Source organism: Methylobacterium sp. ARG-1, assembly GCF_001262595.1.
Classification (GTDB): Bacteria; Pseudomonadota; Alphaproteobacteria; order Rhizobiales; family Beijerinckiaceae; genus Methylobacterium; species Methylobacterium brachiatum.
Genome location: NZ_LHCD01000003.1, coordinates 190,042 through 210,874 on the forward strand (window position 1 = coordinate 190,042; position 20,833 = coordinate 210,874).

Below are 20,833 nucleotides of genomic sequence, written 5' to 3' on the forward strand. Positions count from 1 at the left end.
CTTCAGACGCCTGGCACCGATGTCGATCGGTTCGCATCGCGCCTGCGATGAAGCCATCCCCCCGGCGGGCGATCTCCGAGCGACGCCCGTTGCGGGATCGCTGCGCGGGGTGCGAAAAGACGGCCGCGTAGTATGGACCGGATCTACGGACTGCGTCCTTCAGTACGGCGTCCCGGCCTTGCGCCGCTCGCCGAGAGCCTCGGCATACCATTCCAGCTCGTCGAGAAACTTGGCGGCCGCCTTCTCGATCCAGGCATCCGTGGGCGTTCCGTCCTCTGCAAGCGCCTTCTGAAGGCGCGGGATCGGCAGGAGCGACGGGATGCTCGGCATGCCGAGTTCGGCCAGCATCGCCCGGAGCGGCATCGCGGCGCGGACACCGCCGAACTGGCCGGCGGAGTAGCAGCAGATCGCCGACGGCCGCCAGTAATACTCCTCCAGGAAGTGGTCGAGGGTGTTCGACAGGGCCGGGGGAACGCCGTGATTGTACTCCGCCGAGACCACCAGGAAGGCATCCGCGCCTCGGTAGAGCGTGGCAAGCCGCTCCAGCGGCTCCGGGGCGGTGCCGGCCGGGTATTCCTTGTACATGCGGTCGAGGAGCGGAAGGCTCAGCTCGGCGGGATCGACCAGCGGGGCGACGTGCCCGCGCGCTTCGAGCCGGGCGATCAGGAACCGGGCCGCTCGGATGCCGATACGGTCTGAGCGAACGCTGCCAAGGATGATCGGTACGGTGAGGGACATGGCAATCTCCGATCCGCGACTTCGCCCGTGACTTACAGCAACGCGCGGAATGTGGCGCCGGGGATCATCATCTAAAGTCTCAGCGGCGCATGGTCAGCTTGCGAAAGCCGATCGATCACGTTTCATGCGGCGGTTCGGCCACCGCCCTGTCGCCGTAATCCGGTCGATCAGGCCTTGGACGAGGTCGAGAGGGCGGAGGCCGCCAGCCCGACCGGTCCGGCGGTGGTGTATGCGGCGATCGCCTTCGTGACCTGCTGCAGCAGCGCCTGCAGGCCGTCCTCGATCCCGCTGAGCGGGTTCGCGTTGCCGCCCGAGGGTCCGGTGGCCGCGGCGGAAATCGTGCTGTCGTTCACGGAGGGGCTGGAACCGGTCACGTCCGAGCTCGCGGAGCCGGCGGGACGGGCGTGGGGCCCGCGATGGTGATGGACCGGTGCGGGATCCCCCGAGTCCTGGCCGTCCGCCGAACTGGCGTCGGACGCCGATCCCTCGGTGACGCTCGTCGACGAGGTGGGCGGTGCCAGGCCACCCTGCGCGTTGATCTGGCTGAAGTCGCATTGGACCTGGAGCAGCGAGGCCATCAGGTCGTTCGAGAGGGTGGGACCGGATGCCGTGCTGCCGGAGGCGGTCGCGGGCCCCGTGGCATTCGATGCGCCCGTCGCCTGGCTGGCGACCGCGAAGGGGTTTCCGTCCGTCTGCTGCGCGGACGTCGCCCGCGTCTGCCGAAGGGCGCTGAGCAAGTCCCGCTGGAGGCTGCTGCTCGTGACCGAACCGACCGACATGAAACGCCCTCGCGAAGTTCCTGTGCGAATGCAGGCACGGCGCGTTCCAGATTTTTTCCTGTGTTTTCAAGGGTCGAAGAAGAGGTCATGCCGGCAGGATCGGCCGCGCGGCAGATTTTGCCCGCTTTGGGGCGGTGTCTTGGCCCGGGCTGACAGCTAAGGGCGCACGCCCTGCCCTGCTGACACTAGCGAACACGCAAGCTGCCGAACGCGGTCGGGGCGCCTCTCGTAAGGGCTGAAGCATTCAATGCCGACGTATGCGGGCCGCGACAGGCCCCCTCTCCCGCACGGGAGAGGGGGCCTGTCGCGGCCGGGGATGAGTGAAACCGCCCCCGGCAGGAACGCGCGCCCGGTCCGGGCACGGCCCGCCCCGCCGATCCTGATGCGATCCTTATAAGATCGCCCTCCCCTCCGTCTCGAACCCTAACGTGGTTCCCGCCCACAATCCGGGTCGGCCGGGATCGGTCGCGGCATGGCCGCGGGCCATCCGGCGAACCGACACGGACCCATCATGCCCGATCTCATCGTCATCGCCGCGGGGCTGGCCTTCTTCGCCCTGAGCGAGGGCTACGCCCTGCTCTGCGACCGCTTCTGAGGAGACAGGCCGCCATGAGCCTCGACCTCACCCTCGGCGCCCTCACGACCCTCGGGCTGCTCGGCTACCTCACCTACGCCCTCGTCCGCCCCGAGCGGTTCTGAGCGGCCCGGACGGACTCCTCCCATGACCCTCAACGGCTGGATGCAGATCGCGCTGTATTGCGCGGTCGTCTTGGCGCTCGTGAAGCCCCTCGGGCTCTACATGACGCGCGTCTTCAACGGCGAGCGCACGCCGCTCTCGCCGATCCTGGCTCCGGTGGAGCGGGCCTTCTACCGCGTCGCCGGCATCGATGCCCGCCAGGAGCAGCACTGGCTCGCCTATGCCGGCGGGGTGATCCTGTTCCACCTGCTCGGCTTCGCGCTGCTCTACGCGATCCTGCGGCTCCAGGCGTTCCTACCGCTGAACCCGGCCGAGCAGGCCGCCGTGGCGCCGGACCTCGCCTTCAACACGGCGACGAGCTTCGTCACCAACACCAACTGGCAATCCTATGGCGGCGAGACCACGCTCTCGTACCTCGCCCAGATGCTGGGGCTGACGCACCAGAACTTCCTGTCGGCCGCCACCGGCATCGCCGTGGCCGTGGCGCTGATCCGCGGCTTCGCGCGGGCCTCCTCCGGCACGATCGGGTCGTTCTGGGTCGATGTCACCCGGGCCACCCTCTACGTACTGGTGCCGCTCTGCATCCCCTACGCGCTGTTTCTGGTCTGGCAGGGCGTGCCGCAGACGCTCGGCGCCTCGATCGACGCGACCACGCTGGAAGGGGCCAAGCAGACCATCGCGATCGGCCCGGTGGCGAGCCAGGTGGCGATCAAGATGCTCGGCACCAATGGCGGCGGCTTCTTCAACGCCAACGCCGCGCACCCGTTCGAGAACCCGACCGCGCTGTCGAATTTCGTCCAGATGGTCTCGATCTTCGCGATCGGCGCCGCGCTCACCAACGTATTCGGCCGCATGGTCGGGGACGAGCGCCAGGGCTGGGCGATCCTCGGCGCCATGGGGATCCTGTTCCTGGCGGGTGTCCTCGTCACCTACTGGGCCGAGGCGCAGGGCGGCTCCGTGCTCAACGGCCTCGGATTCGCCGGCGGCAACTTTGAGGGCAAGGAAATCCGCTTCGGAATCAGCGCCTCGGCCCTGTTCGCCGTGGTCACGACGGCGGCCTCCTGCGGCGCAGTCAACGCCATGCACGACAGCTTCACGGCGCTCGGAGGCATGATCCCGTTGATCAACATGCAGCTCGGCGAGGTCGTCATCGGCGGCGTCGGGGCCGGTCTCTACGGCATGCTGGTCTTCGTGATCGTGGCAATCTTCGTGGCCGGCCTGATGGTCGGGCGCACCCCCGAATATCTCGGCAAGAAGATCGAGGCGCGGGAGGTGAAGATGGCGATGCTCGGCATCCTGTGCCTGCCGCTGATGATGCTCGGTGGCACCGCCCTCGCCACCGTGCTGCCGGCGGGCCTGGCCGGTCCGGCCAATGCCGGGCCGCACGGCTTCACCGAGATCCTCTACGCCTACACCTCGGCGGCGGCCAATAACGGCTCGGCCTTCGGCGGGCTCACGGCCAACACCCTGTTCTACAACAGCACGCTTGGCCTCGCGATGCTGGTCGGCCGGTTCTTCGTGAAGATCCCGGTTCTGGCGATCGCGGGGTCGCTCGCCGCCAAGAAGACGCTCCCGGCCTCGGCCGGCACCTTCCCGACCCATGGCGGCCTGTTCATCGGGCTGCTCGTCGGGGTGATCCTGATCGTCGGCGGCCTGACCTTCTTCCCGTCCCTTGCGCTGGGACCGGTGGTCGAGCACCTCGCCGGTTCAGCCGGCCAGACCTTCGCGACGGGCGGCTGAGATGCGGCGCACCCTCCCGACCCGGCGCATGCCGCGCCATCACCTGATGCTGCACCGGGCTCCGCCTGCGCGGCATCGGGCCGGCGCGACGCCGCCGCGAACCTCCGACCTCGTGCTGGCGCTGCTCGGCGTCCTGCTGCTCGCGGCCCTCGCGCTGATGGCCGCCCACGCGCTCACTGCCGGCACCGCCCCCTGACATCCCGAGGCGCGCCCGCGCCTCCCCGCCCCTCTCCGGACACCCGATCCATGTCCCGCAAGACCGCTTCCCTGTTCAGTCCCGCTTTGGTCGGGCCGGCGCTCCTCGGCTCCGGGAAAAAACTCGACCCGCGCGCCATGATCCGCAACCCGGTCATGTTCGTCGTCGAGGTTGTGGCCGCGCTCACCACATTTCTGTTCCTCCGCGACGTCGCCACCGGCGCCGGCGACTTGCTGTTCTCCGGCCAGATCATCCTGTGGCTGTGGTTCACCCTGGTCTTCGCCAACTTCGCCGAGGCCCTGGCCGAGGGCCGCGGCAAGGCCCAGGCCGACAGCCTGCGCCGCACCCGCACCGAGATGATGGCCAAGCGCCTCACCGGCCCGGACGAAAGCTACGAGACCGTCCCAGGAACCAGCCTCAAGGTCGGCGACGTCGTGCTGGTCGAGGCCGGGGAGCTGATCCCCTCCGACGGCGAGGTCATCCAGGGCGTCGCCTCGGTCAACGAGGCGGCGATCACCGGCGAATCCGCCCCCGTCATCCGGGAATCCGGCGGCGACCGCTCGGCGGTGACCGGGGGCACGCAGGTGCTCTCCGACCAGATCCGGGTGCGGATCACCGCGGCGGCGGGCTCGACCTTCGTCGACCGGATGATCGCCCTGGTCGAAGGCGCGTCGCGCCAGAAGACCCCGAACGAGATCGCGCTCAACATCCTGCTCGCCGGGCTGACCATCGTGTTCGTGTTCGCGGTGGCCTCGATCCCGAGCTTCGCCGCCTATGCCGGCGGCGCGATCCCGCTGATCGTGCTGGTCGCCCTGTTCGTCACCTTGATCCCGACCACGATCGGCGCCCTGCTCTCGGCCATCGGCATCGCCGGGATGGACCGGCTGGTGCGCTTCAACGTCCTCGCCCTGTCGGGCCGGGCGGTCGAGGCGGCCGGCGACGTCGACACGCTGCTTCTGGACAAGACTGGCACGATCACCCTGGGCAACCGCCAGGCCACCGAATTTCGGCCGGTCTCCGGCGTGACCGAGGCGGATCTCGCCGACGCCGCCCAGCTCGCCTCGCTCGCCGACGAGACCCCGGAGGGCCGCTCGATCGTGGTGCTGGCCAAGGAGGCCTACGGCATCCGCGCCCGGGACATGGCCGGCCTCAACGCCAGCTTCGTGCCCTTCACAGCCCAGTCGCGCATGAGCGGCGTCGATCTCGACGGCGTCTCCATCCGCAAGGGCGCGGTCGAGGCGGTGATCGCCTCGGTCTCGGCGCAGCCCATGGCGAGCCGCGGCTCGAACGCCGCGCTGGCCTACCAGCCGGAGGCGGAGCCCGAATCCGTCGCCGAAATCCGCGCCATCGCCGAAGAGATCGCCAAGGCCGGCGGCACGCCGCTGGCGGTGGCCCGCGACGGCCGGCTGCTCGGCGTCGTCTACCTCAAGGACATCGTGAAGGGCGGCATCCGCGAGCGCTTCGCGGAGCTGCGCCGGATGGGCATCCGCACGGTCATGATCACCGGCGACAACCCGATGACCGCCGCCGCCATCGCCGCCGAGGCCGGCGTCGACGACTTCCTCGCTCAGGCCACTCCGGAGGACAAGCTGGCGCTGATCCGCACGGAGCAGATGCAGGGCAAGCTCGTCGCCATGTGCGGCGACGGCACCAACGACGCCCCGGCGCTGGCGCAGGCCGATGTCGGCGTCGCCATGAACACCGGCACGGTTGCGGCCCGCGAGGCCGGCAACATGGTCGACCTCGATTCCGACCCGACCAAGCTCATCGAGATCGTCGGCATCGGCAAGCAGCTGCTGATGACCCGGGGGGCGCTGACCACCTTCTCCATCGCCAACGACGTCGCAAAGTATTTCGCGATCATCCCGGCGATGTTCCTGGGGCTCTACCCGCAACTCCAGGCGCTCAACGTCATGGGCCTCGCCTCGCCGCAGAGCGCGATCCTGTCGGCGATCATCTTCAACGCCCTGATCATCGTGGCGTTGATCCCCCTTGCCCTGCGGGGCGTGACCTACCGCGCCGTGGGCGCCGCCGCGCTGCTGCGCCGGAACCTGCTGATCTACGGGCTCGGCGGCGTCCTCGTGCCGTTCGCGGCCATCAAGGCCATCGACCTCGCCGTCACCGCCCTGCACCTTGCCTGAACCCGTTCGCTGGAAGACCCGCCATGCTCAGACAGCTTCGCCCCGCCCTGGTCCTACTCACGATCCTGACCGCGATCACCGGCCTCGCCTACCCGCTGGCCGTCACCAGCCTCGCCGGCCTCATCTTCCCGGCGCGCGCCGCGGGCAGCCTGATCGAGCGCGACGGTCACGTCGTCGGCTCGAGCCTGATCGGCCAGAGCTTCACCGGGGCCACCTACTTCCACGGCCGGCCCTCGGCCACGAGCGCCGCGGATCCCGCCGATCCGACCAGGACCGTTCCCGCCCCCTACAACGCGTCCAATTCGTCGGGCTCCAACCTCGGCCCGACGAGTGCCGCGCTGGCCGAGCGGGTCAAGGGCGACCGCGACGCGCTGGCCGCGGAGAATCCCGCCCAGCCGGTCCCGGTGGACCTCGTCACCGCCAGCGGCTCGGGCCTCGACCCGGACATCTCTCCGGAGGCCGCCCTGTTCCAGATTCCCCGGGTCGCCAAGGCCCGCAACCTCCCCGAGGATCGCCTGCGCCAGCTCGTCGCCGCGCAGACCGAGGGGCGCACGCTCGGACTGCTCGGCGAGCCCCGGGTGAACGTGCTAGCCCTCAACCTCGCCCTGGACGGCCTGGCCCCGCGCTAAAGGGAAAGCATGCCCGAGACCGGCCGTGATCCGGACCGCCCCTCCCCCGACGCGCTGCTCGAAGCCGCGCGCCGGGAGGCCCGCATCCGCGGCCGGCTGAAGGTTTTCCTGGGGGCCGCACCCGGGGTCGGCAAGACCTACGAGATGCTGACCATCGCCCGCGCCAAGCGGGAGGCCGGCATCGACGTGGTGGTGGGTATCGTCGAGACCCATGGCCGGGCCGAGACCGAGGCTCTGCTCGACGGCTTCGCAGTCCTTCCGCGCCGCGCCGTGCCCTATCACGGCGCGAAACTCGACGAGATGGACCTCGACGCCCTGCTGGCCCGCCGGCCGGCCTTGGCGCTGGTCGACGAGCTCGCCCACACCAACGCACCCGGCTCGCGCCACCCGAAGCGCTATCAGGATGTCGAGGAACTGCTCGACGCCGGCATCGACGTCTACACCACGCTCAACATCCAGCATGTCGAGAGCCTCAACGACGTGGTGGCGCAGATCACCCGCATCCGCGTCCGCGAGACCGTGCCGGACGGCATTCTGGACCGGGCCGACGACATCGAGGTGGTCGACCTCAACCCGGACGACCTGATCCAGCGTCTGAAGGACGGCAAGGTCTACGTCCCGACCAACGCCGAGCGCGCCCTCAAGCACTACTTCTCGCGGGGCAACCTGACGGCCCTGCGCGAACTCGCCTTGCGCCGGACCGCCGACCGGGTCGACGACGAACTGCTCAGCCACATGCAGGCCAACGCCATCGCGGGGCCCTGGAGCGCCGGCGAGCGGGTGCTGGTCTGCATCAGCGACGATCCGCGCTCGGCCGGCCTCGTGCGCTACGCCAAGCGCGTCGCCGACCGGCTGCACGCGCCCTGGACGGCCCTGTTCATCGAGGCCCCCCGCGCGGGCACCCGCAGCGAGGCCGAGCGCGACCGCATCGCCGAGACCCTGCGGCTCGCCGACCGGCTCGGGGGCGACGCCGTCACCCTGCCCGGGGGCCGGCGTGTCGCCGACGACATCCTGGCCTATGCCCGCTCTGCCAACGTCAACCACATCGTGGTCGGCAAGGCGGCGCGGGCGTGGATCTTCGAGCTTCTGAACGGGTCGGTGGTGCACGACCTCGTGCGCCGCAGCGGCAATATCAGCGTCCACGTGGTGCCCGGCGAAGCCGTGCCGGCCGAGGCCCCGTCCCGCCGGGCGGTGGCGACCGTGGCCCCGGCCGCGACCGTCGAGACCGGCCCCTACCTGATGGCCCTGCTGGCGACCCTGGCGGCGCTGGGCGCGGCCCTGCTGCTTCAGCCCTATACCGGCATCGAGAATGCCGACCTCATGCTGCTGACCGGGGTCGTCGCGGTCGCGGTGCGATGGGGGCTCGGGCCGTCCCTCGCCGCGGTGGTCTTGGCCTCGCTCGCCTACAACTTCTTCTTCCTGCCGCCGGTCTACACCTTCACCATTGCCGACCCGACCAACGTGGCGGCCTTCCTGCTGTTCACCCTGGTCGCCGTGCTGGTCTCGAACCTCGCCGCCCGCGCCCGACGGATCGCGATGGTCAGCCAGGGACGGGCCACGTCCACCGAGCGGCTGTTCGGTTTCTCCCGCAAGCTCGCGGGCTGCGGCACCCTGGACGACGTGCTCTGGGCGACCTGCGCGCAGGTCGCCGCCATGCTCAAGGTCCGGGTGGTCCTGCTGCTGTCCGACGGGACGACCGTCGCGGTGCGGGCGGGCTACCCGCCGGAGGACCGGCTGGACGCGGCCGATCTCGCGGCGGCCCAGTGGGCCTTCGGCAACGATCGCCCGGCCGGGCGCGGCGCCGACACGCTGCCGGGCGCCAAGCGGCTGTTCCTGCCGATGCGCACCGGGCGGGGCACGATCGGGGTGATCGGCCTCGACGCGGACGGCGCCGGGCCGATCCTGAGTCCAGAGGGGCGGCGCCTTCTCGACGCGCTCGCCGACATGGGTGCGCTCGCCATCGAGCGGGTGCGGCTCGTGGAGGATCTCGACCGGGCCGAGCGCGCCGCCGAAACCGACCGCCTGCGTCAGGCCCTGCTGACCTCGATCAGCCACGACCTGCGGACCCCGCTGGCCTCCGTGCTCGGGGCGGCGAGCACCCTGCGCGACCTCGACGCCGACCTGCCGCCCGAGGGCAAGGCCGAGCTCCTGGCGACGATCATCACGGAATCCGAGCGGCTGAACCGCTTCATTGCCAACCTGCTCGACATGACCCGGCTTGAGGCCGGCGCGGTCGCCCCGAACCTCGTGCCCCAGGACGTCGCCGAGATCGTCGACACGGCCCTGCGCCGGGCCGAGGCGGTGCTGGCCGACCACCGCGTGGCGGTCGATCTGGCGCCCAACCTGCCGGTGCTCCGGCTCGACCCGGTCCTGTTCGAGCAGGTGCTGTTCAACCTGCTCGACAACGCCGGCAAATACGCGCCCGCGGGTTCGACCGTGACCCTGAGCGCGCGCCGGGAGGGCGGACGGGTGCGTCTCGACATCCTGGACGAGGGCGACGGCCTGCCGGAATCCGAGGTCGAGCGCGTGTTCGACAAGTTTCACCGGGTGCGCAAGAGCGACCGGGTCCGGGCCGGCACCGGGCTGGGGCTCGCCATCGCCCGGGGCTTCGTCGAGGCCATGGGCGGCACTGTCACCGCCGCCAACCGGCGCGACCGCGGTGGCGCCGTCTTCACCGTGATGCTGCCGGTCCCGGCCCGGACCGCGCCCAAGGACATCGCCGCATGAGCCCGACTATTCTGGTCATCGACGACGAGCCACCGATCCGAAAGCTGTTGCGCACGGGGCTCTCCACCCAGGGCTACGCCATCCTGGAGGCGCCCAACGCCGCCGCCGCCCTGGAGGTGCTGGGCCGCGACCGGGTCGACCTCGTCATCCTGGATCTCGGCCTGCCGGACATGCGCGGCCACGATCTGCTGCGCGCGATCCGGACGCGCCATCCCGAACTGCCCGTTGTGGTTCTGTCGAGCCGCACCGACGAGGGCGGCAAGGTTGAGGCGCTGGATCTCGGAGCCGACGATTACGTCACCAAGCCCTTCGGGATGGCGGAGTTGCTGGCGCGCCTGCGCGCGGCCCTGCGTCACCAGCTCGCCGTTCAGGGCGAGCGCCCGATCTTTCGGGTCGACCGTCTCTCGATCGACCTCGTCCGGCGGATCGTGAAGGTCGACGATACCGAGGTAAAGCTCACCCCGCGCGAATACGATTTCCTGCGCGTGCTGGTCCACCATGCCGGCAAGGTGCTGACCCACGCTCAGCTGATGCAGGCCGTCTCGGTCTCCTCCGACCCGCAATATCTGCGCGTCTACATGCGCCAGCTCCGCCAGAAGCTGGAGGCCGACCCCGAACGGCCGCGCCTCCTGCTCACCGAGACCGGCGTCGGCTACCGCCTGCGCGCGCCCGACGACGAGCCCACGCTCCGGCCGCCCGGTGAGGCGGGCGCGCGCTGACGCGCTCGGCCGCCGGCATCACAGCCGCAGTTCGATGCGCTCCGCTGACAGCGACACGGCATCGGGCCGGTGGTCGGTCTCGTCCGCCGCATAATCCACCGCCGCCTCCCGGCTCCGGAACAGCCCGCCGGCCCGCCCGTGGATCTCGATCGCGACCCAGTGGCCTTCGGGATCCTGGCCGACGATGAACCGGGCGGTCTCGCCCGCCGGGGCCACGACTTGCATGATGGGCGACATCGGATGTCTGGGGTTCGCGCGATCCTCCAGGGACCGCGCCCGGAAGTTGGGCCATCCCACATAAGCATGCGAGCGGGATCCGCGGCCGTTCGCGTAAGTGTCGCGTGAGGATTGCCGGGCTGGAGCGGTTGTCGGCCCGGGAATGACCACCCCATCGGCCGACCGGGGGCCGGGCTCCGCGAGCGGCGATGCCGAGCGCGGCCGAATAATGCGGCCGCTCAAACGCAGACGTCGTGCCGCCACCCTGCGACCCGGTGCGGGAGCGAAGGCTAAAAGCGCAACGATCTGAAGATGTTGGGAGGTTGATGGCTCCCCGAGCAGGACTCGAACCTGCGACAAGGCGATTAACAGTCGCCTGCTCTACCAACTGAGCTATCGGGGATCACGAGCGGGTCTGTACACACCGGGATCGCGGGACGCAAGACCCTGAATCGCGGGATTGGTGCAGTTCGCGGAGGCGCGCCTTCGAAAGGGTGGTTTGCCGGCGCCCAATCGGCCCCGGGTGTCTCCCTTTCGCAACAGCTGGGTCGAGGTTCAGACACGCTCGGATTCAGGTTGCCGCGCCGCTCAAGCCTGTGTGGTCACGCGATCGTCACGGCGCTGGCCTAGAGAACGGCCCGCTGGCGTGGCCCGTTGCCGGGTGCGTACCCGAGCAGAGGCTCCGCCGACTCGACCCCAAGGCTCTCGAGCCGTGTGTTCAGTCCAAGCCGCCCTCGCCCGATCGTCCGTGGCTCCCGCATGTTCGCGGACCGTGATCCCCGGGCGGAATACGCCCGTGGCCGCTTCGCCTCTGGAGTGTTGACGATGTTGCGGGATCCCGACGGCTCCCATGAAGCCTACGCGCTCGATCAGGAGCGCGGCAGCCGCATGCCCTACTACATCAGCCTGGCCCTGCTCGGTTTCCTGATCGTCGCCCTCGCGGCACGCCTGATCCTGGCGCACAGCCTTTGAAGCGGCCGGCACCCGGCTTTCGCCGGCCGATTCGTGTGGTGCGCATCAGCTTTCGCAGCGCCGGCAAATCCCGGCGATCGAAGATTTTTGCGTGATCTTTGTAATCAAAAAGCCAAGGCCGACTTGATGTCCGCAGATATGCTCAGCTATGCTGCAATCTAAGCGCACGTGTTTGCCGGCTATATTTAACGCCATCGCAAACGTTGTTAGATTAGTGCCTTCCCGCTCGATTCTCCCGGAAACCGGTCTCCTCGTCATGCGCATTTCTCTCGGCTTCAAGCTGGCGGCGGTGGTCGGCCTGCTGGGCTTCGTGGCGGCCGGTATCTCGGCCTTCGCCATCCGGCAGTCGCTGTGGGAGCAGGAGCGCGCGGCCGCCACCGACAAGATCTGGAATGCCGGCCTGCAGGCCGGCGCGCTGGGGCAGGCGATCGAGCATGCGGTCGTGCAGGCCACCGCCCTCTACACCGCCGAGGACACCACTGCGGCGCGCACGCGCCTGTCCGCGCTGCACGACGCCCTGGCGGCCGTGGAGCAGGTCCGCGTGCCGTTCCTAGAAGCGATGGAGGATCAGCTCCCGCCGGATCGCCGTCGCCGCTTCGACCTGTTCGTGAAGGAGTTCATCGCCTACCAGACCGATACGGCCGAGCTCGGCCTGACGATCTCGCCGAAAGCCGCGCTGATCCAAGCCACCGACGAGGCAACGGTGAAGAACCGCGAGCACATGATCGCGGAGATCGGCCTGCTCGGCCGCGAAGTGCTGGCCCGCCTGAACGAGCGGCGCGCCGCCGACGCTGCGGATCGCCGCGCCGCCCGCCTGGCGCTGATCGTGGTGCCGGCCGTGGCGCTCGCCTTCGGCCTGCTCGCGGCGATCTGGATCATCATCACGCAGGTCCGTCGGCCGCTCGACCGCCTGAAGACCAGCATGACGGCCCTGGCCGCCAACGATCTTGGCCGAACGGTCCCGTTCACCCATCGCCGCGACGAGATCGGTGAGATGGCGAGCGCCATCGCGGCGTTCCAGACGGCCCTGATCGAGAAGCAGAAGCTCGACGCCGAGGCGCGGGAGCGGCGTGCGCGCGACCGGGTCCGGGCCGAGCAGCTGGCCGAGGCGACCCGGGCCTTCGAGGGCGAGACGCACCGCGCCGTGGCGGATCTCGCCGGGTCGGCGGAGGCGATGCAGGAGGCGGCCGCGACGCTCACCGGCACGGCCGGGGACATGGCCGCCCGGGCGATCGTGGTGGCGGGGGCCTCGAACCAGACCGCCGACATGGTCGACAGCATCGCCGGCGCGGCCGAGCAGCTCTCGGCCTCCGCGCGGGAGATCGAGGAACGGGTCCGGCATACCAGCGAGATCGCGGCCTCCGCGCTGACCGACACGAAAGGTCTCGAGATCACGGTCTCGAGCCTGTCGCGGGCGGCGGGAGAGATCGACGCTGTCGTGACGCTGATCCGCAGCGTTGCCGAGCAGACCAACCTGCTGGCCCTCAACGCCACGATCGAGGCGGCGCGGGCCGGGGCCGCGGGGCGCGGCTTCGCCGTGGTGGCGGCCGAGGTGAAGGCGCTCGCCAGCCAGACCGCCCTCGCCACCGACCGCATCACCGGCCAGGTCGGGTCGATCCAGGGCGCCGCCGCCAACACGGTCGACGCCATCGCGTCGATCGGCGAGACCATCGCCCGCATGAGCATGATCGCTTCCGAGGTCGCCCTGGCGGCGGATCAGCAGGGCGCGGCCAGCCAGGAGATCGCCCGTGCCATCGCGGATGCGGCGGCCGATTCGCACAAGGTCTCGGAGAGCGTTGGGAGCGTGCGCGCGGCAGCGGCCTCCAACGAGACGCAGGCCGAGCAGGTGCGCGGCAGCGCCTCCCGGGTGAGCACCGGAACCCGGACCCTGCAGCAGGCGATCGAAACCTTCCTCGGTCAGGTGCACGCCGCCTGACCGGCATCCGGCTGGCATCGGGGAACGCGCGATCGGTGTTGGCGAGGCAACGCATCGCGCCGGGGCGACGCGTGCGCTGATCCGTGCTGCTCCGCGCCCGCTACGTCACGCGATCACGGCGCCCGACCAGGATGTGGGCCGCCTCGGCCGTGCGGTGCCGATAGTCGCGGGCCCCGTAAGTCCGATGCCGCTCGGCTCTATCGTCCCGCGCGCGCTTGGCAGCAATCTCACGAGCCAAGAAGACGGGAATGTGGTTCGGACGTTGAGACGCCCGCGTCGCTACGGTCTTGATGTATCGAAATGCCCAATAATGAGTTTTTTCGAGAACCGATGCGTTCCGTCGGTAATTAATTTCCGCGTTACGGCCGAAAAGGTACTGATTATTTGCGGACAAATTGTGTATTGACGGATACCTTCGCAGGGCCGTATCTTTTTGGAAGCGCTGAAATCAGCGTCGCCGACCCATTCCGCCGATCCATGTCTGCATTGCCGATCACAACCCCGCTGGGTTTGCCTTGCCACCTCCGCGTCGCGCCGTACAGGTCGGGCTGAGCGTCCGCGCCGCGTCGACCGCTCGCTGAAGCGCCGCGGCTCGACCCGCGGGCCGGCCCTACGGTTACCGGAGCAAATTCGTCACGACCGAATCCCGTTGTCGGCCTCGCTGACATCCTGGGATCTGGACGCCCGATATGGGCGGCCCTGACAGCGAATCATTTCATCGCATTCCATTGCATTGCGGCGACGCCAACACGCGTCGGCCCGTATTGAAAAGGCTATCGTATTTCCGATGCGCAAATCTTTCGGCTTCAAGCTGGCGGCGGTCATTGGCCTGCTGGGCTTCGTGGCGATCGGCATCTCGGCCTTCGCCGTCCGGCAATCGCTCTGGGAGCAGGAGCGTGCTGCCGCCACCGACGAGATCTGGAATGCCGGGCTCCAGGCGGGGGCCCTGGGTCAGGCGCTCGAGCATGCCGTGGTGCAGGCCACAGCCGTCTATACCGCCGCCGATGCCGAAGAAGCGCGCACGCGTTTGTCGGCGTTGCAGGACGCTTTGGCCGCGGTGGAGCGTGTCCGCGTGCCGTTCCTAGCGGCGATGGGCCATCATCTGCCGCCGGAGCGCCGCCGCCGGTTCGACCTGTTCGTGAAGGAGTTCATCGCCTATCAGACCGAGACCGCCGAGCTCGGCCTGACGATCTCGCCCAAGGCTGCCCTGATCCAGGCGACCGACGAGGCGACGGTGCGCAACCGCGAGCGCATGATCGCGGAGATCGGCGCGCTCGGTGGCGAGGTGCTGGCCCGCCTCGACGACCAGCGCGCGATCGGCTCCGTGGAGCAGAGGCGGGCGATCCTCGCGCTGATCGTCGTGCCGGCCGTGGCGCTCGCCATGGCGCTCCTCGCCGCGACTTGGATCATCATCACTCAGATCCAGAGGCCCCTGGCCCGGCTCAAATCGGCCATGCAGGCCTTGGCCGCGGGCCAACTCGACGAGGTGGTCCCCTTCGCCGATCGACAGGATGTGATCGGCCAGATGGCGCGCACAATTGCGGCGTTTCAGGCGGCGCTGATCGAAAAGCGTACACTCGATGGCGATACCCGGGCCCGCAGCGCGCAGGATCTCATCCGCGCCGAGCGGCTGGCCGCCGCAACGCGGGCTTTCGAGAGCGAGACCCATCGCACCATGACCGATCTCGCCGCCCTGGCCGAGGCCATGCAGGCCTCGGCCGACATGCTCTCGGACCTTGCCGGTGAGACGACCGCACAGGTGATTGTCGCCGCGGACGCATCCGAGCAGACCGCCGGCGTCGTCGTCAGCATCGCGACCGCCGCGAAGGAGTTGTCGGTGGCGGCCCAGGAGATCGAAGGCCGGGTCCGGCATACGAGCCAGATCGCCTCGACGGCGCTCTCGGACACGCAGGGGTTGGTGGCCACGGTGACGACCCTGGCCCAAGCCGCCGACGAGGCCGGAAGTGTGATCGCGTTGATCCGCGCGGTGGCCCGGCAGACCAACATGCTGGCTCTCAACGCCACGATTGAGGCAGCCCGGGCCGGCGAGGTCGGGCGCGGCTTTGCCGTCGTAGCGACGGAGGTGAAGGACTTGGCCGCACAAACCGCGCAGGCGACCGACCGTATCGCCCATCACATCGGGGCGATCCAGGCGGCGGCTGCCGACACAGTTGGGGCGATCGGCTCGATCGGCACGGTGGGTCAGACGATCGCCAAGATGAGTTCCATCGCCGCCGAGGTCGCGGTCGCCGCCGATCAACAGGGCCAGTCGAGCCAAGTGATCGCCCGCGCCATCACCAGCGCGGCGAGCGAGTCCCGAAAGGTTTCGGACAGCGTCGCGGGCGTGCGCGCCACCGCGACCTCGAACGAGCAGCAGGCGGCGCAGGTCAGGACCAATGCCTTGCAGGTGAATGCCGGGACGCACGATCTCCAGCGGGCGATCGAAACATTCCTGGCTCAGGTCGCCGCGGCCTAGACGTGGACCGACGAAGCCGCGTCTCGTGGGCGTCGCGCGGTGCCCTTTCCCCGGATGGTCGAGGCGTCCGGGTCGCCCCATCCCTCATCGACGGATCGCGGTCATGTTTCGGGGCTCAATCGCACCCGGGATGACGCGTCTCCCGAATCCGGCGCCGGCCGTTCAATCCTCCGGCAAGCGCAAGGCTGGCGGGCTGATCGCGATGGCGCTCTGCATGCAAGGGGAAGATGGAGGCCTCGCCCGGAATCGAACCGGGGTGCAAGGATTTGCAGTCCTCTGCGTAACCACTCCGCCACGAGGCCCCTCGTGGCGACGCCGCGGCGTCGCCCACGGAGCCTGGCGGCCGGCTCCGGGTGCGCGTCTCTAGCAGAGGTTTGCCGCGGCAGGCAACGGGCGCGATGCGGCTTCCGCGCGGGAATATGATCGCAGCCGGACGTATTGGATAATTGGTTCGCCGGCGGACGCGTCAACTCTGCCAAACCCGGGGCATCGCTCGATCGCGATACCCGGCGAGGACGCGGGCGACGAGGCTGCGCAGCGGCCCGACCCCGTCCGCGAGGGCCCGGATGACGAGGTGGCCGTTCCAGGCGCTGGCGGCAGCCTCGATGCCCGGCGCGGCGGCCTCTTCGAGCAGGGCGCGGGCGGTGTCGAGGCGCGACTCCGCGCCCTCCGAGACGTCCAAGACTGTCGCGCAGCTTCGCGCGCTGCCACCGATCGCCGGGCGGTCGAGCAGATCGGAGATCGGCCCGTCGAGGATCAGGCTGTCGGCATAGACCAGCCGCCCGGCCCGGCGCACCCGCCAGGAATCCGCGAACAGCCCGGCATGGATCCGCTCTCCCCGGGCGGCGCGGCCGAAGGCGACGATCTCGACGGCCAGCAGGGCGGCGCCTTCGGACAGGTCCGCCTCGAAGCGCCGCTGCACCCGGGCGCGATCGAACAGGATCGTCTCCTGGGGCAGCCAGGCCAGCCGGGCCCGTTCCGCCAGGAGGACGCGGTTCTCGATCCGGCTCACAGGGCCGTCGGAGCGATAGATCTTCTCGGCCGCCGTCGTGGTCAGCACGAGGTCGGCCTCGGAGGCGAGGTCCAGGGTGATCGTGAAGGCGTCGCCGCACGCGACCCCGCCGGCGGTGTTGACCAGGACGGCCTCCAGCGCCCCCTCCCCGCGGGGGAAGCGCAACCGCGACGGACCGGATTCGGCGAGATCCAGGATCCGGGTCGAGCCCCCGCCCCCGACCGGACCGGCGCGGAGATGGACCCGGCCGTCCGAACGCTGGCGGGCCGGCGCATCGGGTTGGGCGTCGACTCGACCGCCCGGCATCAGCGGCGGCCGTTCTGGTCGGCGGAGACCGCTTCGATCACGGGCGAGGCCCGGTCCAGGATGCGCCGGCCGAACAGGCTCGCTACCAGCTCCACCAGCACCCGGGCGCTGCGCCCCCGATCGTCGAGGAACGGGTTCAGCTCGACCACGTCGAGGGAGTGGACGAGGCCGGAATCGTGCAGCATCTCCATGATAAGATGCGCCTCACGGAAGGTCGCGCCGCCCGGCACGGTGGTGCCGACGCCGGGGGCGATCGACGGATCGAGGAAATCGATATCGAGGCTGACATGCAGGTGCGCGCCGTCCCGGGCCACCCGGTCGAGCACGCGCCTCAGGGGGGCGACCACGCCGAACTCGTCGATGGTGCGCATGTCGGTGACGCCGACCCGGCGGGCGGTCACCAGGGCGCGCTCGCCGGCATCGATCGAGCGCAAGCCGAACAGGTGGACATTGGCTGGCGGCAGCGGGGCCGGCACCGGCTCGGCGAACAGGTCCGGGAAACCCGGCTCGCCGCACAGGGCCGCGAGGGGCATCCCGTGGACGTTGCCCGAGGGCGAGGTCTCCGGCGTGTTGAAATCGGCATGCGCGTCGAGCCAGAGCACGAAGAGCGGCCGGCCCTCCCGGGCGCAATGGCGCATCGCCCCGTCGATTGAGCCGAGCGACAGGCTGTGGTCCCCGCCGGCGGCGAGCGGCACCGACCCCGCCCCGAGGACGGCCTCGACCGCCCGGGACAGGGCGCGGGTCCAGGCCGCGACGGCAGCGAGGCCCCGCCCGTCGGCCGGGCCATCCGGCACGACATCGCCATGATCGACGATCGCGTGGCCGAGATCGGACAGGGTTCGAAGGAGCCCGGCCGTACGCAGGGCGGCCGGGCCCATGAGCGCGCCCGGTTCGCTGGTGCCGACTTCGATCGGCGCCCCGATCAGCGCGATCCGGCGCGCCTCGTCTCGGCGGGTCTCGCTCGTCATCCGGTCCCCGTTCTGCAGGTCAAGGCTCTGGCGGTTGGCCGATGCTCTAGGCGGACTCGCGGGGTCAGGCCAACAATTCGCGACACCAGCCCGGATCGTCAGCAAGCCCCGGGCCGGACGTCATTCGGTCGGGGCCGGCCCCCGGGGCCTACCCACCATTCCGGCATCCTGAACCCTGATGGGTGAAGCTGCGGGACTTTATGCGTCTGGGGACACGGTTCGAAAACGTCTTTGATCTGGGTGTTACATTTCGGCCGTATTGACGCGTCGCGTTGCGGGCCAAGGGTCTGTGCAAATCTTGGATCCACCGTCGGCGCGATAGATTGAATTCTGTGCCCGGATTCGACGTCTTGCCACAAATCTTTACGGGATATTAGTGGCATTGCACTAAGGTTGCGCGGTTTCTCCGATCAGAATGCCTACAGGACTGCCATGGTGATGTTTTCGCGGCTGAGTTCTCGCCTGCCGGCGATGACGATCGGGTTGGCACTGCTCAGCGCCACCGCGATGGGTGGCTTCAGCTGGTATTCCGCCAGGTCCGGTCTGATCGACGCGGCGAACGAGCGCCTCCAGCTGGCTGCGGTCGCGCGCCGGGACGGGATCGAGCTGGTTGCCGACCGGATGCAGGCCGACTTCCTCGCCGCGGCGGCGCATCCCCAGATCGTCTCGAACTTCCCCGACCTGATCGAGACCCTTGACCCGTCGAAACCCGAGACCGCCGCGGTCGTCGAGGCGTTCCGGGCGCCGCAGACCGTCGAGGCGCGGATCGCGCTGGACGGGACCGGCATGTATGGACGCCGCCACGTTAAGGTGCAGGAGGTGGCGCGCAAGCTCGTCGCCCAGTCCGGCTACGCCGACCTGCTGTTCCTCGATGACGCCGGCCGGATCGTCTACACGACGACGAAGGGCGGCGATTTCGCCAAGCCGGTGACGGATGACGGGCTCAAGGGCACGGCGCTGGAGCGCCTGGTCGAGCGCCTCAAATCCGCCGATCCAAGTTCGGTCCTGTTCGAGGATTTCTCGGCCTACCCGGTCGACGGCCAGCCGGCCGCCTTCATCGGCCGCGCCATGACAAAGCGGGCGAACGTGGCCATGGGCACCGCCCAGGCGGCGGAGCGGATCGGCTTCATCGTCATGCGGGTCAAGCCGACCCTGTTCGATCAGGCGCTGGCGAAGCGGACCGGCCTCGGGGAGACCGGCCAGGTGCTCGCCGCCGGAGCCGACGGGCGGCTGCGCAGCAACCCGCCGCTGAGCAAGACGGCGAAGGCCGGCGACGGCGTCGCCCCGCTCGGGATCACGGCCGATCGCCTCAAGGCCAACGGCAGCTTCGCGTTCACCGCAGCCGACGGCCCGCACATGGCGGCGGCCTCGCCGGTCTCCGTGCTGGGCGCGCCCTGGACGGTTGTGGCGGAGCAGTCGCAGGCCGAGGCGATCGACGCCGTGCGGGCGCTCTCGCGCACGCTGTTCCTGATCGGCCTCTGCGTGCTGGCGGGAACGGCCGTGCTCGGCCTGCTGCTGGCGCGCTCGATCGTGTCCCCGCTCGGCGCGCTGACCCGCGCCCTCAAGGCGCTCGCCGACCGTGAGGCGCTCACGGATGTGCCGGGCAGCCGGCGCCGGGACGAAATCGGCGACATCGCCCGCGCGGTGGTCACGATCCGCGACATGTCACTCGAGGAGGCGGCGCAGCAGCTTCAGACCACCGAGGCGGCGCGGATGCGCGAGGAGCAGGCCCGGCGCGCCATGCTGCAGGATCTGGCCAGCGGCTTCGAGCAATCCGTCGGCGGCATCGTCGATGGGTTGACCCGGGGGGTGGCGGCGCTCCAGGGCGCCTCCGGCACCATGCGGATGGCCGTCGCCGGCACGTCGGAGCGCTCGACCAGCGTCGCCAGCGCGGCGCGTCAGACCGCCGATAATGTCGACGCCGTCGCGGCCGCTGCGGAGGAGCTGGGCGCCACCGTCCAGGAGATCGGGCGCCAGGTCGAGCAGGCGGCCGGCATGTCGGCCACCGCGGTTGACGAGGCCAAGCGCGCCGAGGGCACGATGGCGGATCTCGCCGCCGCCGCCACCCGCATCGGCGATGTGGTCGGGATGGTGTCCACGATCGCCGGGCAGACCAACCTGCTCGCCCTCAACGCCACGATCGAGGCGGCCCGGGCCGGTGAGGCCGGCCGCGGCTTTGCGGTGGTCGCGGCCGAGGTCAAGGAACTCGCGACCCAGACCAGCCGCGCGACCGAGGAGATCGGCCGTCAGGTGGCGTCGATCCAGGCGGTCACCGGCGGCGTGTCCGAGGCGATCCAGGGCATCGTGTCCCAGATCGAAGCGATGAACCACGTCTCCACCAGCATCTCGGCCGCCGTCGAAGAGCAGGGCGTCACCACGCAGGACATCGTCCGTAGCATGGGGCAGGCCTCGACCGGGACCAGCGGGATGACCGCCGACATCGCCGAGGTCGCCCGCGTCGCCAGCGATGCCGGCCAAGCGGCCTCCTCGGTGGCCCAGGCCTCGGACGACCTCGCCGCCCAGTCCGAACAGCTTCGCGCCGAAGTGGCGCAGTTCCTGCGCAACGTGCGGGCCGCGTAAG

At 69.9% G+C, this 20,833-nt stretch carries 17 protein-coding genes and 2 tRNA genes; 12 read left to right on the forward strand and 7 right to left on the reverse strand.

Going from position 1 to position 20,833, the window contains the following annotated elements:
- Positions 1-159 precede the first annotated feature (159 nt).
- The gene (locus AKJ13_RS04610) at positions 160-738 is read right to left on the reverse strand and encodes an NADPH-dependent FMN reductase (protein ID WP_050732299.1); all 579 of its coding nucleotides are present in this window, start codon (positions 736-738) and stop codon (positions 160-162) included.
- A gap of 167 nt (positions 739-905) precedes the next feature.
- Positions 906-1,517: a hypothetical protein gene (locus AKJ13_RS04615; protein WP_050732300.1), complete on the reverse strand. Its 612-nt coding sequence runs from the start codon at positions 1,515-1,517 to the stop codon at positions 906-908.
- A gap of 472 nt (positions 1,518-1,989) precedes the next feature.
- On the opposite strand from AKJ13_RS04615, the gene AKJ13_RS33040 reads away from it, so the two are divergent.
- Genes AKJ13_RS33040 through AKJ13_RS04650 form a run of 8 tightly spaced genes read left to right on the forward strand, consistent with a single transcriptional unit; the run spans position 1,990 to position 10,366 of the window.
- Entirely contained in the window at positions 1,990-2,112 is a 123-nt protein-coding gene (locus AKJ13_RS33040; RefSeq protein WP_007559908.1) for a hypothetical protein, read from the forward strand.
- 14 nt (positions 2,113-2,126) lie between these two features.
- On the forward strand, positions 2,127-2,216 hold the full coding sequence (locus AKJ13_RS04620) for a K(+)-transporting ATPase subunit F (protein ID WP_007559906.1): 90 nt from the start codon (positions 2,127-2,129) through the stop codon (positions 2,214-2,216).
- 22 nt (positions 2,217-2,238) lie between these two features.
- A complete protein-coding gene (kdpA, locus tag AKJ13_RS04625) occupies positions 2,239-3,954 on the forward strand; it encodes a potassium-transporting ATPase subunit KdpA (RefSeq protein ID WP_050732301.1) in 1,716 nt (571 codons plus the stop codon).
- Position 3,955: 1 nt separating this feature from the next.
- Positions 3,956-4,150, forward strand: coding sequence for a hypothetical protein (locus tag AKJ13_RS04630; protein ID WP_050732302.1), 195 nt, complete (start codon positions 3,956-3,958; stop codon positions 4,148-4,150).
- A gap of 50 nt (positions 4,151-4,200) precedes the next feature.
- Positions 4,201-6,291, forward strand: coding sequence for a potassium-transporting ATPase subunit KdpB (gene kdpB / locus AKJ13_RS04635; RefSeq protein WP_050732303.1), 2,091 nt, complete (start codon positions 4,201-4,203; stop codon positions 6,289-6,291).
- A 23-nt stretch (positions 6,292-6,314) separates the two neighbouring features.
- Positions 6,315-6,920, forward strand: a complete 606-nt coding sequence (locus AKJ13_RS04640; protein ID WP_050732304.1) for a K(+)-transporting ATPase subunit C — start codon at positions 6,315-6,317, stop codon at positions 6,918-6,920.
- 9 nt (positions 6,921-6,929) lie between these two features.
- Positions 6,930-9,647: a sensor histidine kinase KdpD gene (locus AKJ13_RS04645; protein ID WP_050732305.1), complete on the forward strand. Its 2,718-nt coding sequence runs from the start codon at positions 6,930-6,932 to the stop codon at positions 9,645-9,647.
- Positions 9,644-10,366 (forward strand): response regulator transcription factor, encoded by a 723-nt coding sequence (locus tag AKJ13_RS04650; protein ID WP_050732306.1) that lies wholly within the window; start codon positions 9,644-9,646, stop codon positions 10,364-10,366. The genes AKJ13_RS04645 and AKJ13_RS04650 overlap by 4 nt, the downstream gene beginning before the upstream one ends.
- Positions 10,367-10,384: 18 nt before the next feature.
- On the opposite strand, the gene AKJ13_RS04655 is transcribed toward AKJ13_RS04650, so the two are convergent.
- Both AKJ13_RS04655 and AKJ13_RS04660 read right to left on the reverse strand, forming a co-directional pair.
- On the reverse strand, positions 10,385-10,603 hold the full coding sequence (locus tag AKJ13_RS04655; protein WP_050732307.1) for a hypothetical protein: 219 nt from the start codon (positions 10,601-10,603) through the stop codon (positions 10,385-10,387).
- Positions 10,604-10,909: 306 nt separating this feature from the next.
- Positions 10,910-10,985: transfer RNA gene (locus AKJ13_RS04660), tRNA-Asn, on the reverse strand.
- Between the two features lie 422 nt (positions 10,986-11,407).
- On the opposite strand from AKJ13_RS04660, the gene AKJ13_RS31845 reads away from it, so the two are divergent.
- The 3 genes from AKJ13_RS31845 to AKJ13_RS04675 all read left to right on the forward strand — a co-directional run bounded on the left by AKJ13_RS31845 (position 11,408) and on the right by AKJ13_RS04675 (position 15,966).
- Positions 11,408-11,554: a hypothetical protein gene (locus AKJ13_RS31845; RefSeq protein WP_160320594.1), complete on the forward strand. Its 147-nt coding sequence runs from the start codon at positions 11,408-11,410 to the stop codon at positions 11,552-11,554.
- Positions 11,555-11,810: 256 nt separating this feature from the next.
- Positions 11,811-13,490 carry a methyl-accepting chemotaxis protein gene (locus AKJ13_RS04670; RefSeq protein ID WP_050732309.1) on the forward strand — a complete coding sequence of 560 codons (1,680 nt, stop codon included), beginning with the start codon at positions 11,811-11,813 and terminating at the stop codon, positions 13,488-13,490.
- Positions 13,491-14,277: 787 nt separating this feature from the next.
- Entirely contained in the window at positions 14,278-15,966 is a 1,689-nt protein-coding gene (locus tag AKJ13_RS04675; protein ID WP_050732310.1) for a HAMP domain-containing methyl-accepting chemotaxis protein, read from the forward strand.
- Between the two features lie 228 nt (positions 15,967-16,194).
- Here the strand turns inward: AKJ13_RS04675 and AKJ13_RS04680 are convergent.
- From AKJ13_RS04680 to rocF, 3 genes are all read right to left on the reverse strand, one after another.
- Positions 16,195-16,268 (reverse strand) — tRNA-Cys (locus AKJ13_RS04680).
- 164 nt (positions 16,269-16,432) lie between these two features.
- Positions 16,433-17,284, reverse strand: coding sequence for an urease accessory protein UreD (locus AKJ13_RS04685; protein ID WP_050732311.1), 852 nt, complete (start codon positions 17,282-17,284; stop codon positions 16,433-16,435).
- Positions 17,284-18,252 carry an arginase gene (rocF, locus tag AKJ13_RS04690; protein ID WP_050732312.1) on the reverse strand — a complete coding sequence of 323 codons (969 nt, stop codon included), beginning with the start codon at positions 18,250-18,252 and terminating at the stop codon, positions 17,284-17,286. The genes AKJ13_RS04685 and rocF overlap by 1 nt, the downstream gene beginning before the upstream one ends.
- A 432-nt stretch (positions 18,253-18,684) precedes the next feature.
- Between rocF and AKJ13_RS04695 the strand changes: the two genes are divergently transcribed.
- Positions 18,685-20,832 (forward strand): methyl-accepting chemotaxis protein, encoded by a 2,148-nt coding sequence (locus AKJ13_RS04695; RefSeq protein ID WP_050732313.1) that lies wholly within the window; start codon positions 18,685-18,687, stop codon positions 20,830-20,832.
- Position 20,833 lies beyond the last annotated feature (1 nt).